Here is an 18,127-nt window from a genome sequence, read left to right on the forward strand (position 1 = left end):
AACAACATTAATCAAGGGTTTACTCCGGGGCATCCTAGCGATAAATCGACACGTCATACGGTGAGACGTCGCCACTCCCCATAATCCATTTAGCGCTGACTGGCGCCGGCACAGTTCGAGTCTCGGAAGAGTAATTAAATACCAAAGTGAATTCGCCGCGACGCGCAATCCGCACATCTTCGGGTAAATCCAACACGTCAATCTGTAAGCGCTCAGCTAAACTCTTAAATAAGGTTTTTAACAGCGCCATGTCAGTTAATGTTGCAACATATGTGACCTTATCATTCGCGACAATTGCTGGAGTATTGTCTGCATAGGTGGCGAGTGTTCTCGCTCCCTCAATATTGATGAGTTCTTCCCGCCAGCGGTTACTGTTAAAAACTTCACCGTCTAGAGTTAGCGGCTCATGAATATCCGCGCGCAAAGTTTCAACACTCGCAACTTGCACGCTGATCAGTTCTTGTAACAAACCTGGGGCTAGCTTAGGCGCAAAGGTTAAATCATGGGTTTTTGAACCACTGCGCGGGCCAAATACAAAATGTGCATCGCTATCTTTGCAGCGCTGGATAAAGGCATCATCCACAATTGGCAAACAAGGCGAAACAATTAACGAATAATGAGAAAAATCACCATCAATGGCGACAAAGTCGACGTCAATACCCAACTGACGCAGCGCAGAATAGTATTCAAACTCGACTTGTTGATGATTGTAGCTGTCACCTTGACGTTCGATTTCTGTAACCCATTGGTTAGTTGTCGTCATGATAATTGCTACGCGGGTGTTGACCTTGGCGGTTAAATCAAAACCGGTTGCCGTAAGCTCATCGCGAAACTGCTCAACCTCTTGCCAAGCAATCGATTTTGAATTGTCGACTCGCTTAATACCCGCGTGCATTTGCTCTTGCGCGAATGCTGCTTGGCGCCAACGGAAATAACATACGGTTTCTGCGCCATGCGCTACCGCTTCCCATGACCAAAAACGCACCATGCCCGGCAACGGCCGCGGATTGTGATGCCCCCAGTTCACGGGGCCTGGCTGCTGTTCCATAATCCAAAAGTTACCCTTGCTAATACCGCGAATATGATCAAATGATGCAGTGGAAAAATCCGGATGCCCCGTGCGCATATAACGCCTGAACTGCTCAGGGCCAGCATCGGCATAAAATAAGTCCGTGCGGCCTAAGGGATAATTGTCGTAGCAGGCAAAATCGAGCTTCTCTGCGAGTGCAAAGTTGTCAGTTTGCGTATCTACCATTGGAATAAAGTTATGGGTAATAAAGTGCGATGGACAGAGCTCGCGCAAAATCTCGATCATATCGTTGTGATAGCGGATCACTTGGTCAGAGCTAAAACGACGATAAGCCAGTTGATGAGAAGGCTGTGCTTCAGTAACGGTCAGAATAGGTAAATCAATTTGACTGAAGTTTTGATACTCCATTGACCAAAAGATGGTTCCCCACGCTTTGTTTAAGCGATCAATATCACCGTACTCGTTTTCTAGCCAGCGTTGAAATGCCAGGCGAGCATTTTCTGAGCCCGAGTGAGTGGTATCGTGGCAGGCGATTTCATTATCTGTTTGCCAACCAACCACTGCAGGATGGTCAGCGTAACGCTCAGCCATTACGCGCGTGATACGCATTGACTCGCGATAATAATTTTCGCTCGAGAAATCGTAGTGTCGACGCGAACCGAATCCTCGCGTTGTACCCGTATGAATATCTACCGGTAAAATATCCGGATATTTATCCACTAACCATTTTGGTGGTGTAGCAGTTGGTGTGCACAAGATGATCTTCAACCCTTGTGCGGCAAGAGTTTGTATGGCTTTATCGAGCCAAGCAAAATCGTATTGACCATCTGCAGGTTCCATTTTAGACCATGCGAATTCAGCTAAGCGCACATAGCTTAAACCGAGCTCTCGCATTTCTTGGGCATCTTGTTGCCACAAACTTTCAGGCCAATGCTCTGGGTAATAACAAACGCCTAACATAAATCACTCCTAACAATAGGATCGGTATCTTTGCGAGCCATTTGTAAGCCTCCAAGATGTGCGACCAACTCTTTTAACATATTTATATGATATTTTAATTATTGACGGTATTATTGCGCATTTACAGCCAAACCAAAACTGCTATTTTTAGTAATTAGCGTCGAATGGAAGTGAGAATCCTTTATGCCACAGTTGCCAGACTTTGTTCGCATTACCAGTTTACATACAACCATCGTTTTAGACTGTAGACGACGCGTGCCAGCCGTGTGTTATTTCGGCAAAGTATTATCCGCGAAAACATCTGACCGGATGTTAGCTGATCTACTCACTCGCCAAGAGGCTAAATGTGCCCTGGTCGAAGAAGTCGTTCTTGGATTGACCCCAACCCTAGGCGATGGCTTTACTGGCAACCCCGGCCTTAACGTTGATGATGGAGCGATTGCATGGTCGACTGCACCAAAACTAGTCGCAGTTGAACAGCCCAATTCCGCGGAGGTAACCTTCATCTCAGTAGACGAAACCCGTAATATTGAATTGCGCCATCACCTCCATCTGTGCACATCGAGTGATGTGCTCTCAGCGACAAGTACCATTATAAATCTTGGTAGCAAACCATTGTGCGTAGATGATTTAGCTGCACCCACCATTGCACTCCCGGACCATTTAACCAAGATAATGGCATTCGAGGGTCGTTGGTCTGCTGAGTTTCAAACCCGCACGATTGATTTGTTTCTCGGTGCATATGCCCGCGCTAATCGACGTGGCAAGACCTCTCATGACAATTTTCCCGGTGTTGTTCTACATACACCATCAACCAGCCAAGATAGCGGTGAGTGTTATGGCTTTCACTTGGCATGGAGCGGTAATCACCGCACACGCGTAGAGTTGCTACCAGAGCAGCGTACTTATGTACAAATGGGTGAACTCCTGGGTCGTCGCGAAGTAGTATTGCAAAACGGTGAACACTATCAGAGCCCAAGCCTGCATGTATCGTATAGTGCCGAAGGCCTAAACCGTATGTCGCAACAATTTCATCGTTTTGTGCGCAAGCATTTACTCAAATCACAAGTTCACGATAAACCACGCCCAATCCACTACAACACCTGGGAAGGTATTTATTTTGATCACAATGTAGATGAACTTAAAACACTGGCGGATTTAGCCGCCAATGCAGGTGCTGAACGGTTTGTCCTCGATGATGGGTGGTTTAAAGGACGACGCAACGACAAAGCAGGGCTCGGAGATTGGACTGTTGACGTTAACGTATACCCCAATGGACTAGCGCCTATCATTGAGCATGTGCTCAACAAGGGTATGGCCTTTGGTATCTGGTTTGAACCAGAAATGGTCAATCCAGACAGTGATTTATATCGCAATCATCCAGAGTGGGTGCTGCAAACCGCTGGTAATCCACAAATTAACTTTCGCCATCAGTACGTGCTTGATTTAACTCGGCAAGAAGTCTGTGACTATTTGTTTGCGCAAATTGACGCTGTGCTTAACGAGCATCCACAAATCTCCTACATTAAGTGGGACATGAATCGCGACATAAACCACAGCGGCAATCAACACGGAGTAAGTGCTATTCACGCGCAAACCAAAGCCGTTTATGCCCTTATCCAGCGGGTCAAAGACGCTCATCCGACGGTTGAAATAGAAAGCTGCTCATCAGGTGGTGCGCGGATAGACTTCGGGATTCTTGCGCATACCGACAGATTTTGGACCTCCGATTCGAACGATGCGCTGGATCGCTTACAGATTCAGCGCGGGTGCTCGTATTTTATTCCGCCGGTGCTGATGGGCTCTCATGTAGGACCGCGAGACTGTCACATAACCGGACGCCACTTACCCATAGAGACGCGCATCGCGGTAGCGATGTTTGGTCATATGGGTATGGAAATGGACCCACGCGAGCTGACACCTGAGGAAACGGAGCTGCTTCAGGCTGGTTTTGCATTGCACCGCGATAACCGTGAATTGATTCACCAGGGCGAACTCTATCGAATTGATGAAAATGGCGATAGCATCGACTTTGGTGTGGTCGCAGCAGATAAATCTGCGGCCTTATTCGCCTACAACAGTATTATAGAAACCAAGCGCACCCAGCCGCGCAAGTTCAGGTTTAGCGGTTTAGATCCAGACGCTGAATACCAATTAGACCTCGCGTGGCCACCCAAACTATTTGAATATTCACCATCAATATTGCAAGTGTTCCCTGGGCAAACCTACAGTGGTGAAATATTGATGCAAATGGGTATGCAGTTGCCGGTGGTATTTCCACAAACATCGCTGATTTTTAAATTACAACGCGTTTAGCGTTGCTGTGCCCTGAAGTAAAAGCGATGTAGTTGTTTTACATCGCTTTTGTCTCGCGCCGACCGGCGATTTCTCAATTTGTCTGCTATCTTTGCCTAACTATGCTTTTTTAATCAGCGGTAAAGGTATAAAAATAGGCACCCATGGTTAGTTGTAACTGCCTAAGTGCTAAATCAATTTCGCTATAGTGATTGGCTAGGTGACTCTCGCTACTCGACTTCGGAATTCAAGGCATGATAAATCGCAGTTTTTCTGCTCGTAAGTTAATTTCTCAGACACTTATCTTTCTGTTCAGCTGTATGGTCGTGAGTAGCGCATGGGCAATTGCTGAGCCTCTGCAAAATCTTACAGTTGGAATGCTCAATATCATCGTTTTCGGCGCACTGTTATTCATTCTTGCTTTAGTGATCACGCTAGTTGTATTCAAATTCAAACTGAATGCCAACAATCGCAAAGTCGCTGCCCTGCAGTCTCAAACCAATGATATAAAATTGCACACTGACAGGTTTATCACAGGCATTCTCTACCTAGACGCCCATCATAATATTCGCTATGCCAACCGAATGACCGCCTATTTCCTCGGCCAAAAAATCGAGGACATGCAAGGCCGCCCCGCGCTCCAAGTCTTTCCAGACTCAATAGAGGAGCAGCTACACGCGGCATTACAAGCCAATCAGGAAACTCAAATTCAATGTATGTTGGGCGCGCGCGAGCGTCACGTGCGTATCAGAGTAGCGCCGCAAGAAAAACCCATAGGCGACACATTCACGTTAGTGACTATTGAAGATATCGATAGTTATCAGCAGCAAATTGATTATCAAAAAGCCGTTGTTCAGCACGGCGAAAACACTACAACTTTCGCTAAAGTAGCCGTAGCCGAGATCAGCTTCAATGACGCCAATGTGCGCCTAAATTTGGCCATGGCACAATTACTTGGGTTGGGGGAAGAATCACAAGTAGCTCTTACAGCCTTTGCACAAAAGTTTGCAGCGAACGAAAGCCACGCTTGGGAGCGCGCTTATCAGCAGCTACAGCAAGGCGAGTCAATCGAGCTTAACAGCGAGCTGAAAATCAACGATAAAGTGATCCCCGTTCACATAGCGGGAATTGCATTTGACTATGCCAGTGATAGCCCGCTTAGTGCGCGCCTGATATTTGAAAACCTAAGTCAAGTGACTCAGCTCAAGGTACAGGCTGATAACGTACAAAAGCAAGTGAAAGCACTGCTCGGTGCAAGCCCGCTACCGGTTTACATATTGAATGCAGAGCAACAAATTATTGACTGCAACCGCGCATTTTGTGCGTTCTTTAAACTTGAGTTCAACCAAGTACGCGGCAAGCGTGTACACGACATCGAGCGTTTTGATGAGGCATTCAAAGGGCTTCATCAACAAGGCGATGCGGTAGGGACTCGCAGCAAAACTGCACTTATCCGTGCTGGTGAACGTACCGATGTGCAAATTAATCTGCACCAATTGGCATTTAAGTCAGACAATAAAACGGTGGGCAGTGTCGCTATTGTCGAAGATCTCTCGGCAATAAAAGCACTCGAGAAAGAGGTCGAATTACAGACTAAAGCGCTTAATCATTTAATTAATACCTCACCGATGGGTATTGCCATGATTGACGATGAGGATAACCTCAAACGCGCCAACCCAGCGCTTGGAGAGATGCTCGGTAAGACTGCAGACGCACTCGAGCAGCAGACATTTTATCAACTGTTTAAAAATCCTGAACAATCCGGCACCGCCGCGCGCTTGCTACACAAAGAAGGTCGACTAGACAATTTCACTGCCGATTTACTCTGTGATGATGAGAGTTTTGTTTCAACGCGGATCGACGTTACAAAACTTGCCGGACTGGATCAGAAATATATCTGTTGGGTCAGTGATGCCCGCGAGAAGGCATTCTTAACTCATAAACTTGAACGCTTAATAAACTACAGCAGTATGCCTGTTGCGCTGATGGGCAAACGCGGTTTCACCCAGCTCAATCCAGCAGCTTGCGCATTCTTTGACATTAAAAACGAAGATGAATTTATCGGTAAGTCGCCCGCCAGTCCCGAGCTAAACTCCGACGCAGCTTACACAGCTGAAATTGCCACTCACCTGCAGCGCTTGGAAAATGAGCAACAGGTGCTCACTTTCCCTTGGACTCACCAATATAACGATGAAACACTACCGTGCGAAATCACACTGGTGCCTTTGTTTAATCAACAAGAGCACGTGGCTACGTTGTGTATGTGGGTTGATTTACGCGCGTTGGAGCAAGCCAATGCAGCCCGCCTAGAAGCGGTGAACTTGCGAGAAGTCGCGGAACGTGAAATCGCAGAGAAGCAACAGCTACTAGAGAACAGTCAAGACTTACTGGCTAGCCGTGCACGTTCTCTACAAGATACACAAGACAAATTGCAGGCAGCTGAATCAGATTTAGCGACCAAGATGGAAACTATTCAAGATCTGCAACAAGCGCATAAAGATATCAGTGGTCACCTACAATCTCTTCAAGATGACTATGCGCGCAACCGCGATCTACTTCAACAAAGTCAAGAAGCTAACGCAGAACTGGAGGCCCAGCTGGAGGAATCCAGTGCCAAGGTCAGCAGCTTACAGAAGCAGCGCAATCAGATCGCAGATGCCCTGCAGTATTCGGAGCGCAATCATAAACAAGCACAAGAGCAATTGCGCCAGAGCGAGTTAAATACGCAAAAGCTCAAAGCTGAGCAAGCCAAACAACTCGAATCGCTGCAAGCGTCGCAAGAGCAAATTGATGCGCTTAAATCGTCTATCGATGACAAAGATAAACAAATCCACGATGTCAGTGGGCAAATTAATAGTCTGCAGTCACAACTTATAAGTTCCGGTAAAACCAGTGAGAAACTGCGCGAGCAGCTTATCAACCAGCGCAAGGCTAGTGAAATTGCCGAACAAAAACGTCGCGAACTTGAGCTCACTTGCCAAGCAGCTGAAGCCGAGCTGGCCAACAAAAGTAGCTATGTTGATCACTTGCAGCACGAAATGAAGATGCTCGAGCAAATGTCGCAACAGCAACAAGGTGATATGCAAAAACAAAGGCAGCAACTTGAACAAGAGTTGCAGGCCAAGCAGGAGCAGCTAGCCAAAACCGAACAAGCGCTAGAAGAGACACGGCAACTGACCGAACAAGAAAAACAACAAAGTGCAGCGCGCGAAGCCGAGTTGGCGCAATTACAACGCGAATTACAGGAAGTTGAACAGCGCAGTGAAGAACAGCAACGCAAAATTGCTGAAGCTGATGCGAAATGGGAGCAACAGCAAGCCGAACTGCAAGCAGAATTGCAGGCTCGCCAACAGGAACTGCAAAAAACAACTGAGCAGCTCAACAGTACTCAACAACAAACTGAAGAAGAGAAAGCTCAGTTGGCTGCACTGCTCAAAACCCTGCAAGCCGAACTGGATGATGTAGAGCAGCGCGCAGCGGCGCAAGAGCAACAAATTGCACAAAGCGATCAGCAGTGGCAGGAAAAACAGCAAGCGTTAGCAAAAGAGTTAGCGGCGAAGAAAGCGCAACTCGACAGCACCCAAGAGCAACTCAATGAGCATCGCCAACAAGCCGATAGCGAACGCCTTGCGCGTAAAGCACAGCAAGAGAAGCTGGCCCAATTGAAGCAGGAAATGGCCGATGTTGAATCGCGGGCCGTCAAACAGCGCGAGTTAATGGAAGGTAATGACGAGCAGCGTCGTCAACACCACGCTGAGATTGAAAAGCAAAAGCAACAATTACAACAAGCGCTTGAGCAGGCTGAATCACAGAATCAAGAAATGCGCTCCACATTGGCAGCTAAGCTCGATGCATTGAAGAAAGCGGAATCAACCGTATCGAAAACATTGTCAGACGAACAGCGATTACAGCAGGAGTTAGATGTTGCAAAAGAGCAAACCAATGCGCTTGAACAACGTATCGCTCAGCAAGAAAAACAGGAGCAGCAGCTCAAGCAGCAAGTACTTGAACAACAACAAAGCTTGCAACAGCGCGAAGACAATATTCAAGCACTACAAACAGAGCAAGAGCGCCTGACCAAAGCCCTACAAACGGTTAAACAAGAATACGCACGAAGCAAAGCAGCACTGACCGACCAGTCTTCTAGCCAAGAAGAGTTGACCGCCCAGTTGAAAGCACTCGAAGCTGAACTTAACGACAGTAAACAACAACTAACCAGCAAGGAAAGTGCGCTGCAAGAGGCCCAGCAACAAATTGCCTCAAGTGCAGACAAACTCGCAGCCCAAGAGCAAGCACTCATTGACGCGCAAAAACAAGAGATCAAGCAAGTTAGCGAACAGCAAGCGAAGCCGGAGAAGCAAATTCCGGAGTTTGCCAAGTTGCCGATGCCGGACGACCCCACCATTTGGTTTGACTTGCTGCCATACCTACAGCAAAAGCAAAGTGTGACGTCATTGGCAGTCACATTACAGTCGCTAATCGATGAGTTCCAGCAGCACATAGAGCAACTCGACAAAGCCATTGAAGGGGAAAACGATGCGCAGATACAACTCGCCGCGCGTAAACTGATCCGCGTGCTTGAAGGCGTGCCTTCGGCTCCCTTGTCTGACATGGCCAATCGCCTGCAGTCGTTCTGTGAGAATCGCATGATCGACAACATTGCAATCTTGTGGCCGACAGCGAAGCAAAACCTATTTTCCACATTACGGGTAATTTACTCACATTTAAATGCGGAAATAGATTGATCGATAGGTTCTTGTCGTAGACGCTCAAAGCACATTCATTGTGTTTGTGTTTAACAATACGCATAATCAGTGACTTATAACGCAATGACTTGATTGTTTGCGTTAATGGGCAACCATTGGCTCGATAAGATAATAGGTTTTAATTGATGATACTCAAAAGTAAAAACGCCGCATTCCGAGTAGGCACGTTGGCAATAGTTTGTTTAGGTGTAGTAGCGTGTAAATCCACTGAAACGCACAATTATCATCAACAAACATTGAACAGCCTCGCCCAGACAGAGCAGCGTATCATCGAACAAATTGCCAATGTAGAGAGCCAGCGTAACCAAGACTCTGTGAGTCTTACATCTTTGCGGAGTGAAGTGAATGCTTTAAAAGAGCAGCTCTCGGCCACACAAGCGCTGTTGACCGAATACGTCAACCAGCAAACTGATCAGACCGCAGTAACAGAATCAGAAGCGCAGCAAACGATTGTTACCGAGCGAGGCGATTTTGTCTTGGGAGCGATTGAACACGTCACAGTAGAAGCAATTCAACAGACCTTTGAAGCACGCATTGATACAGGTGCCGCAACGTCTTCTATTAATGCGGTGGATATAGAGTTTTTTGAGCGCAATGGCGATGACTGGGTACGTTTTCATATCCTCGATGAATCCAATCAGCCGAGCGACAGCAACTGGGTCGAGACGCCAGTTATCCGGTTTGTAAATATCCGCCAGGTGTCCAGTACCGCCCCAGAAAGACGCCCTGTAGTTAAACTGTGGACCCAGTTAGGAGAGATGCGCGACCACAGTGAATTCACGTTGGCTGACCGCTCGCATATGAGTCATCCGGTGTTACTCGGTCGCGAGTACATGCGCGATGTAGCTATTGTTGATGTAAGTAAAGAGTTTGTGCAATCGAACCCTGAATAAACGGGTATGGGAAAACAACTATGACCTCAAAAGTCCCTTTCTATATTGCGGTTGCGACATTAGTGATCATCGGTTTAGCGATGAGTATTATTCGCCACCAAACCTACAATGTACCGTGGGTACCGGGTGAAACGCGGCAAATTTGGGACATTGAGGCCCGCATAGAATTTACTGCTAGAGGTGATGCCGTCAGAGCATCGCTGGCTGCGCCAAATACGCAATCTGGCTATACCTTGATTAATGAATCAGCATCTTCGCCCGGTTACGGCGTTTCTTACGTTGATGCTGATGCTGGGCGTCGCATAGAGTGGACCATCCGGCAGGCCAATGGCCCACAAACTATTTATTACCGCTCGCAATTTTTAGTCGATCCAAACGCTAACCGAGACGCTGCACCACCCAAGCAAGCGATCCCCCCTTCTAACTTATCCAGCCTAGAGCTAGCAGCGGGCGAGTCATTGGTTGCTCTGGCACACCAGCGGTCGGCCAACAATCAGTCTTTTACAAGAGAATTGATTAAAGCCATTAACGATCCCGAAAGCCAAAATGCGTCATTGCTGTTGCATGCTAAAAATAAAACCGAAGCACTGTATGCATTGCTCTCGTTAGCAGAGGTCCCGAGTCGAGTGGTGGGCGTAATCGAGCTTGAAGATGGTCGTCGCCGTCAAACTGTGCAACAGATGGTGGAAGTGTGGACTGGCGAAGACTGGCAACTGTTTTCGCCAACAAATACAGCCGGGGCATCAGAACATCCATTACTCATCTGGGACCAATCCAATGTTTCGTTACTCGATTTGATGGGTGGTAGTAACAGTAGAGTGGCATTTTCAATGATTTCGCGGGCGATATCAGCCGTCGAGGCGACTGAAAGCAAGATGGAAGCGGATGGATTGCTGAATTTTTCAATCCACAGTTTGCCACTTGAAGAGCAGGCGATGTTTAAAACCATCATGATGATCCCTATCGGTGCTTTGATTGTGGTTTTTCTCCGCATTTTAGTCGGTCTAAAAACCTCTGGGACCTTTATGCCCGTTTTAATTGCGGTTGCGTTTGTTCAAACTCAGTTAATAACCGGTATTGTCGGTTTCTTATTAATCGTGGGTACCGGCCTCATTATTCGTAGCTACTTATCGCGGCTCAATTTGCTGTTAGTCGCGCGGATTTCGGCGGTGATCATAACCGTTATCCTAATCATCTCGGTGTTTACTGTAGTCGCTTTCAAGATAGGCCTGACTGAAGGATTGTCGATTACCTTCTTCCCAATGATCATCTTGTCTTGGACCATTGAGCGAATGTCGATTTTATGGGAAGAAGAAGGTGGCAAGGAAGTCATGTTACAGGGCGGTGGCTCACTGATAACTGCTGTGCTTGTCTATCTAGCGATGACCAATCAATATTTACAGCATCTCACCTTTAACTTTATCGGTTTGCAGTTAATCGTTCTTGCTGGAATTTTAGTTTTAGGTACTTACACCGGCTATCGCTTGACTGAGCTGCGACGGTTTAAACCCTTGGTGAGGGACTAAATTGTGTTATCCGCGTTAATCGATATCGCCAAGATACCTTCACAACTGCGCAGCAAAGGCGTGTTGGGTATGAACCAGCGCAATCACGCTTTTATTGGCCGCTACAACGACCGGGCAAAATACCCCTTAGTTGATGATAAACTTAAAACTAAAATTATCGCCCAAAAGCACGGTGCTACAACCCCTGAAATGATTGGTGTGATCCGTAATCAAGCGGAGGTTAAAACCATTCATAACATGGTGAAAAATTGGCCGGGGTTTGTGATCAAACCCGCTCAAGGTAGTGGTGGCAAGGGTATTCTTGTCATTGTTGAGCACGACCAAAAAAGCTATAAAAAGCCATCCGGTGCAACTACAAATGCGCAGGAAGTCGAGCGGCATATCAGTAACGTTTTATCTGGACTGTTTTCCTTGGGCGGTAAAACGGATGTGGCCATTGTTGAAAATCTGATCCGCTTTGATGACTGTTTCGATGGGTTTACCTACGAGGGCGTACCGGATATTCGTATTATTGTGTTTAAGGGCTATCCCATTATGGCAATGATGCGCTGCTCAACCGCTGCCTCTGACGGCAAAGCCAACTTACACCAAGGCGCTGTGGGTGTTGGACTGGATATCGCTTCCGGTAAGGCCGTTAGAGCTGTGCAGTTTGAACAGCCGCTGACCCATCATCCCGATACGGGAGTAGATCTTGCTACATTAGCCGTGCCTGAGTGGCGTAAGCTGCTCGAACTTGCCTCTAGCGCATGGGAAATGACAGGGCTGGGTTATATGGGCACAGACATGGTACTTGATAAGACCAAAGGTCCCATGGTGCTTGAGCTAAACGCGCGACCCGGCCTATCGATACAAATTGCCAACGGTTCTGGCTTGATCCCGAGACTACGTCAGATTGAGCGTTTAGAAGAGCCGGTTAGATACCCAACCCCCGAACAACGCGTTGACTACTGCATGGAAAACTTCGCCACCGCACCGAAATTTAATTATCTGTAAAAAGTAACCCATCGCTTTTTTCACGGAATACAACATATAAAAAAACCAGCCGAAGAAGTATAGGGCGAAACAGGTTCCCGGCGAAGTATACTTCGTCCTGTGGAGCGACTCGAGCTCTGCGAGAGGCTGGATAATCCTGCGAGGTAAGGTGAGCGTTCGCGCAGCGTATGCGATGGCGCACCCGATAGGATTCGAACCTATGACCTTTGCCTCCGGAGGGCAACGCTCTATCCAGCTGAGCTACGGGTGCATCAAGAGGGCGCCAATAATACGTGGCAAATGGTGGACCATCAACCGCTTTATGGCGAATATTCCATGCGATTTTAATTATTTTAATGAGCCAGCCAACAAAGTGTCTCGTAAACAGTTGTTCATAGATTATTTCCCGTTATAATCGGAGGGCTTTGCTGAGTAAAAATGCAAGCTTTTTCAAAACGATCTGGAGTCTGTAGTGAAATTGAAAGTATTAGTTGGTTTATCCGCATTATTGTTGAGTGCACTCTCATTGAATGCCCAAGAGATGAGCGACGAAGAAATCGCTGAACGAATTAAGCCTTATGGTTCGGTTCACGTCGCTGGCGCAGTTTCTGCAGATGCAACCCCAGCTGGACCTCGTTCTGGTAAAGAAATTTACGAACAGGCCTGTACTACTTGCCACGCTGCGGGTTTATTAGGTGCACCTACCACCCAAGTTGCTGCTGAGTGGCAACCTCGTTTAGACGAGAAAGGGTTCGATACTGTATGGCAAAATGCTATCAACGGAATTAATGCAATGCCGCCAATGGGTACATGCATGAATTGTAGCAATGACGATATCAAAGCCGCTATCGAGTATATGATAGAGGGAATCTAAGTTTGTTTGGGTGCGGCATAACGCAGCACCCACGCAAAAACCTAGGGATGCTGCTGGTGAGATCACATGACAGATAATTCGAGAGTCGACTTATCCGAAGAAGAGTTACGTGAGCTTATTCCACAACTCCAGCAGCTCACTGAGCAGTACAAGCGTTCGGAGCGAGTACAAAAAGCCCTTTTTGATATTTCAGAACTGTCTAGCTCTGTTAGCGACCTCCCGAATCTTTATCGCTCTATCCACAATATTGTCGGTGGTTTTCTCAACGCTGATAACTTCTTTGTCGCATTTTATGAGCGCGAAGAAAAAGTCATCGACTTTGTCTATTTCGTTGATGAGTACGACGAACAAACGGTTAAGCAAATACCCGCCGAGCAGCTGATGGATGGCATTACTGGTTGGATTCTGCGTACCGGTGAGCACTTGGTTTTCGGCAAAGAAAACGCTGCTGAAGTACTTGGTGAGAAGGGCATTAAGGTCATGGGCTCCATTCCCTCTGACTTCATCGGCGTCCCTCTGAAGCGCGGTGCACAAGTTATCGGCGCCATGGTTGTGCAGACCTATGACGACAGTTTGCGTTACTCAGCGGATGATTTAGAAGTACTACTGTTCGTGAGTCAGCACATCGTCACAACGGTCGATCGCGTAAAAAGTCGCGAAGTCACCGAGCGCACTATCCGCGAACGCACTAAGCAGTTGCGCAAAATTAATGACGATTTACAGGATGAGATTCTCGAACGCCAAAAAGTAGAATCGCTGCAGCAAGCATTGTTCGAAATTTCTGAAGTCGCCGCCAATCTCGATGATGACATGCAAGTGTTTTATAGCAACTTGCACAGTATATTGGCACGTCTGATTAGTGCGCCTAACTGTTATGTCGCGATTTTGGATAAAGAGCGCGAACACCTCGAATTCCCATACTTCAGCGATGAGACAGACTCACGTCCGGAAAAGCGTCCCTTAGGCTTTGGCTTAACTGAATTTGTACTGCGCACCGGTCAAGCGGAGCTTGTTAACCCGTCGCGTGTTGTACAGTTAGTAGAATCGGGTGAATTAGATGTTAGCGTTGCCCAAAATATGCTGGCGAAGTCGAACTCTTGGCTGGGCTCACCACTGGTTGTTGAAGGTGAAATATCGGGCGTAATTGCGGTGCAAACCTATGGCCGACAAAACAAATACGCCAACAAGGATTTAGAGTTGTTGCGTTATGTGTCGCACCATATAGCGGTAGCCATTGAGCGCAGACGACAATCTGATGCGATTCAGAAATACACCCAGCAGCTCAGTGAGCGTGTTGAAGCGCGCACTCAAGAATTGAATCGCGCTAACGAAATTCTCAAAAAGCAAATAGAACAAAGAAAGGAAATTGAGCTGCGTCTCATTCACGATGCGCATCACGATGGACTAACAGACTTGCCCAACCGGACGATGTTCAACAGTCGTTTGGAACTAGCAGTTGCAAACAAGAAACGTCACCCTGAAAACAATTTCGCCGTGCTGTTTATCGACTTAGATCGCTTTAAAGTTATTAATGATACCTTGGGGCATCACGCTGGAGACCAGTTCCTGATCGAAGTAGCGCGTCGCATCGGAACCTGTATTCGCGGTCATGATTTACTAGCGCGCTTGGGCGGTGACGAATTCGTCATTTTGCTCGACAATTTCGACGAACTCCACGATGTTGAAGAAGTAGCATCACGTGTCATCGAGTCGATTGGCGAACCTTTCGTGCTTGAAGGCAAGGAAATGTATTCCGGTGCCAGTATTGGTATTGCGCATTTGGATGTAGCGTATCAAAAGGCTGAGGAAGTCGTGCGAGACGCTGATGCCGCTATGTATCAAGCCAAACAACAAGGTCGTGGCCGATTTGTTAATTTCGACAAGAGTATGCGTGAGCGGCTGTTGGAAGAGCTTGAATTAGAGAATGAATTTAGGCGCGCGCTGCGCGATGCAGAGTTTGAATGTTACATTCAACCGGCGCTAAAACTCGAAGACAACGCGGTGGTTTATTACGAGTGTTATGTGCGCTGGGAGCATCCTACACTGGGTAAAGTAAAGCGTGAACAATTCTGGCAAATTGCGGAGCAATCAGGCCTCACGTTGGAGCTCGACAACTACATGCTTGAAAATGCATGCCGCAAATTGCAGCACTGGGCGACCCTTGATGGTCCCGAAAAAGACTATAAAATTGCCATTAATATGTCGATCAACCACGTCATTCAGGGCAACTTAGTCAATCGTATTTTAGAGTTGATAAAGAGTTACGAAGTTGAGCCACGCAAATTGGTCTTTGAGTTTGACGAAAATGATTTAAACCGCCGCTCTCATTATATCCTGCCCGCAATCAAGAAATTGCGTCGTGTGGGCATTTCTTTGGTATTAGACAACTTCGGCAGTGGCTTGGCGTCACTGAGCTACCTATTCTCATACCCCTTTGATTTTGTAAAAGTCGATCACCGCTTTGTGAAATCATTGCCGCGCTCTCAACGCAATCAAAAGCTGATCCAGTCAATCATGCTGATCAGCGAACATTTGCGTTTCAATGTTATTGCAGAGGGTGTTGATTCATCGGCACAGTTGGATGTGCTGAATAATCTGGGTTGTGTTTACGGACAAGGGAAACACTTGTCTGCATCTATTCGCCTAGAAGAAGCTTAGTCGTTTGAACCGCCAAGCATAGAGCGTAGGTTTGCGATCCCAACTTCGCTCGTCTTTTGTTTCTCTTCCGCTGATTTTTGTTTTTTCTTAAACTCCCACTCCAAATCATCTTGCGGAAGTTCATACAAAAAACGGCTTGGGTCCGGGGTAATCAGTTCACCAAATTGACGCCGCTCGCGAGACATACTAAATACCAGTGTTTGCTGGGCACGAGTAATCCCCACATAGGCCAGTCGGCGCTCTTCTTCAATATTGTCTTCATCGATACTCGATTGATGTGGTAATAGCCCTTCTTCCATACCGACCATAAACACATGAGGGAACTCTAGGCCTTTCGAGGCGTGTAAGGTCATTAACTGCACTTGGTCAGCCTCGCCTTCTTCTTCACCCCGCTCCATCATGTCGCGCAGAATAAAACGATTTACCGCCTCGACCAACGTCATAGGCACATCCAATTGTGAACCGTTGAGCATATCCTTCAGCCACCCATACAACGTGGATATATTCGCCATTGCCATTTCTGCGGCTTTGGGGCTGGGGCTATGTTCATAGAGCCACTCTTCGTATCCCATGGATTTGATCATTTCGCCGACAACGGCCGGGGTATCCCCGCGAGCGGCATTGTCGGCCAGTGTTACCAACCACTTAGCAAACGACTCAACCGCATTGCGACTGGAGCCCGTGAGGTTGGCTAAAAGAGCGTCTTCGCAGCAAGCCGCAAATAGCGAAAGGTTGTTTTGATTGGCAAAATTGCCTACTTTCTCCAAAGTTGCACGACCGATACCGCGATTAGGCACGTTAACTATGCGCAAAAAGGCATTGTCATCATCTTGATTCACCAACAAGCGCAGGTAGGCCATCATGTCTTTAATTTCTGCGCGCCCGAAAAACGACATACCACCACTGATCTTGTAAGGTATCTTGTTGTTCATTAATAGCTTTTCAAACACCCGTGACTGGTGATTGCCGCGGTATAAAATGGCGTAGTCTTTAAAGTTAGTGCCCTGCATAAACTTGTGCGCCATAAGCTCAGCGACAACGCGCTCGGCCTCGTGCTCTTCGCTTTTTGCAATAATGACGCGCAATATCTCACCATAACCCAACTCAGAGAAAAGCTTCTTCTCAAACTCATGGGGGTTGTTTTGGATCAAAATGTTAGCGCTGTGCAGGATACGCCCAGAAGAGCGGTAGTTTTGCTCGAGCTTGATCACTTTTAAATTGGGAAAATGCTCTTTTAGCAAAACCAAGTTTTGTGGCCTGGCTCCACGCCATGAATAAATCGATTGGTCATCATCGCCAACTACAGTAAAGCGTGCGCGGTCGCCTACTAATAGCCGCACTAACTCGTACTGGCTGGTATTGGTATCTTGATATTCGTCGACTAATAAATAGCGCAATTTGATTTGCCATTTTTGCCTAACGTCTGCGTTGCTGCGCAGCAGTAACGTCGGCAACAGGATAAGATCATCAAAATCCAGTGCGTTATAAGCGCGTAAATGATTTTGATACTCTTGATAATACTTGGCAAACTGCGCTTCGGCCGGTGACCTTGCTTGCTTCGCCAAGGCCTCGGGTAACAGTAAATCATTCTTCCAATTAGAAATGCAGGTTTGCAGAAGCTTTAATTGATCTTTATCGCCATCGATTTCCGCCGCTGTGAGATCTTTTAACAGTGCCATACTGTCTTTATCGTCAAACAGCGAAAAACCCGCTTTTAAGCCCAGTTGAGTGACGTGGCGTTTAATAATGTTTAAACCCAACGTGTGAAAGGTAGAGACCATTAAGCCTCGCGCTTCTTTTTTACCCAGGGTTTGCGCCACCCGCTCTTTCATCTCTCGCGCTGCTTTATTGGTAAAGGTAACCGCTGCGATATGTCGCGCTGGCACATCACAATTACGCACCAAATGCGCAATTTTGTTGGTAATTACGCGCGTTTTACCACTACCCGCACCGGCTAACACTAAGCACGGTCCAGAAATATATGTAACAGCAGATTGTTGAGCGGGGTTGAGCTGCATCGAATAAGGTAAATCTAAGAATTAAGCGGCGCATAGTTTACAACAAATCTGCGCCTGTAGTGATAAGAAAGATTGCAACTGCGCATAGCTAGCTTAAACTAACTAGTCATTGAAAACACAAATAAGGCTAATGCC

The 18,127-nt window shown here is 47.1% G+C and carries 9 protein-coding genes and 1 tRNA gene; 7 read left to right on the forward strand and 3 right to left on the reverse strand.

The genetic code is table 11. The features are described 5' to 3' along the window. Positions 1-34: 34 nt before the first annotated feature. The gene (locus tag QTP81_RS01275) at positions 35-1,990 is read right to left on the reverse strand and encodes a beta-galactosidase (RefSeq protein ID WP_289363152.1); all 1,956 of its coding nucleotides are present in this window, start codon (positions 1,988-1,990) and stop codon (positions 35-37) included. Positions 1,991-2,173: 183 nt separating this feature from the next. On the opposite strand from QTP81_RS01275, the gene QTP81_RS01280 reads away from it, so the two are divergent. The 5 genes from QTP81_RS01280 (at position 2,174) to QTP81_RS01300 (ending at position 12,463) form a co-directional block, all read left to right on the forward strand. Next, entirely contained in the window at positions 2,174-4,306 is a 2,133-nt protein-coding gene (locus QTP81_RS01280; RefSeq protein WP_289363154.1) for an alpha-galactosidase, read from the forward strand. 233 nt (positions 4,307-4,539) lie between these two features. Next, positions 4,540-9,030 (forward strand): PAS domain-containing protein, encoded by a 4,491-nt coding sequence (locus QTP81_RS01285; RefSeq protein ID WP_289363155.1) that lies wholly within the window; start codon positions 4,540-4,542, stop codon positions 9,028-9,030. A 146-nt stretch (positions 9,031-9,176) separates the two neighbouring features. After that, entirely contained in the window at positions 9,177-9,944 is a 768-nt protein-coding gene (locus tag QTP81_RS01290) for an ATP-dependent zinc protease family protein (protein ID WP_289363156.1), read from the forward strand. Positions 9,945-9,964: 20 nt separating this feature from the next. Next, complete coding sequence (locus QTP81_RS01295; protein WP_289363157.1) at positions 9,965-11,470, forward strand: inactive transglutaminase family protein; 1,506 nt, start codon at positions 9,965-9,967, stop codon at positions 11,468-11,470. A gap of 3 nt (positions 11,471-11,473) precedes the next feature. Then, positions 11,474-12,463: an alpha-L-glutamate ligase-like protein gene (locus QTP81_RS01300; RefSeq protein WP_434532957.1), complete on the forward strand. Its 990-nt coding sequence runs from the start codon at positions 11,474-11,476 to the stop codon at positions 12,461-12,463. Positions 12,464-12,636: 173 nt separating this feature from the next. Here the strand turns inward: QTP81_RS01300 and QTP81_RS01305 are convergent. After that, a tRNA-Arg gene (locus QTP81_RS01305) sits at positions 12,637-12,713 on the reverse strand. Between the two features lie 201 nt (positions 12,714-12,914). On the opposite strand from QTP81_RS01305, the gene QTP81_RS01310 reads away from it, so the two are divergent. Both QTP81_RS01310 and QTP81_RS01315 read left to right on the forward strand, forming a co-directional pair. Beyond that, positions 12,915-13,316 (forward strand): c-type cytochrome, encoded by a 402-nt coding sequence (locus QTP81_RS01310; protein WP_289363158.1) that lies wholly within the window; start codon positions 12,915-12,917, stop codon positions 13,314-13,316. 66 nt (positions 13,317-13,382) lie between these two features. Further along, positions 13,383-15,974 carry a sensor domain-containing phosphodiesterase gene (locus QTP81_RS01315; protein ID WP_289363159.1) on the forward strand — a complete coding sequence of 864 codons (2,592 nt, stop codon included), beginning with the start codon at positions 13,383-13,385 and terminating at the stop codon, positions 15,972-15,974. On the opposite strand, the gene rep is transcribed toward QTP81_RS01315, so the two are convergent. Beyond that, the gene (rep, locus tag QTP81_RS01320; RefSeq protein ID WP_289363160.1) at positions 15,971-17,992 is read right to left on the reverse strand and encodes a DNA helicase Rep; all 2,022 of its coding nucleotides are present in this window, start codon (positions 17,990-17,992) and stop codon (positions 15,971-15,973) included. The two genes, QTP81_RS01315 and rep, sit on opposite strands and share 4 nt — an antisense overlap. Between the last annotated feature and the right edge of the window lie 135 nt (positions 17,993-18,127).

This window comes from Neoalteromonas arenosi, from assembly GCF_030362855.1.
Classification (GTDB): domain Bacteria; phylum Pseudomonadota; class Gammaproteobacteria; order Enterobacterales; family Alteromonadaceae; genus Alteromonas_E; species Alteromonas_E arenosi.

Coding starts and splice junctions, on each gene's coding strand:
- QTP81_RS01290 (WP_289363156.1), top strand. CDS start 9,177: ATGATACTCAAAAGTAAAAACGCCGCATTCCGAGTAGGCACGTTGGCA.
- QTP81_RS01275 (WP_289363152.1), bottom strand. CDS start 1,990: ATGTTAGGCGTTTGTTATTACCCAGAGCATTGGCCTGAAAGTTTGTGG.
- QTP81_RS01285 (WP_289363155.1), top strand. CDS start 4,540: ATGATAAATCGCAGTTTTTCTGCTCGTAAGTTAATTTCTCAGACACTT.
- QTP81_RS01280 (WP_289363154.1), top strand. CDS start 2,174: ATGCCACAGTTGCCAGACTTTGTTCGCATTACCAGTTTACATACAACC.
- QTP81_RS01295 (WP_289363157.1), top strand. CDS start 9,965: ATGACCTCAAAAGTCCCTTTCTATATTGCGGTTGCGACATTAGTGATC.
- QTP81_RS01315 (WP_289363159.1), top strand. CDS start 13,383: ATGACAGATAATTCGAGAGTCGACTTATCCGAAGAAGAGTTACGTGAG.
- rep (WP_289363160.1), bottom strand. CDS start 17,992: ATGCAGCTCAACCCCGCTCAACAATCTGCTGTTACATATATTTCTGGA.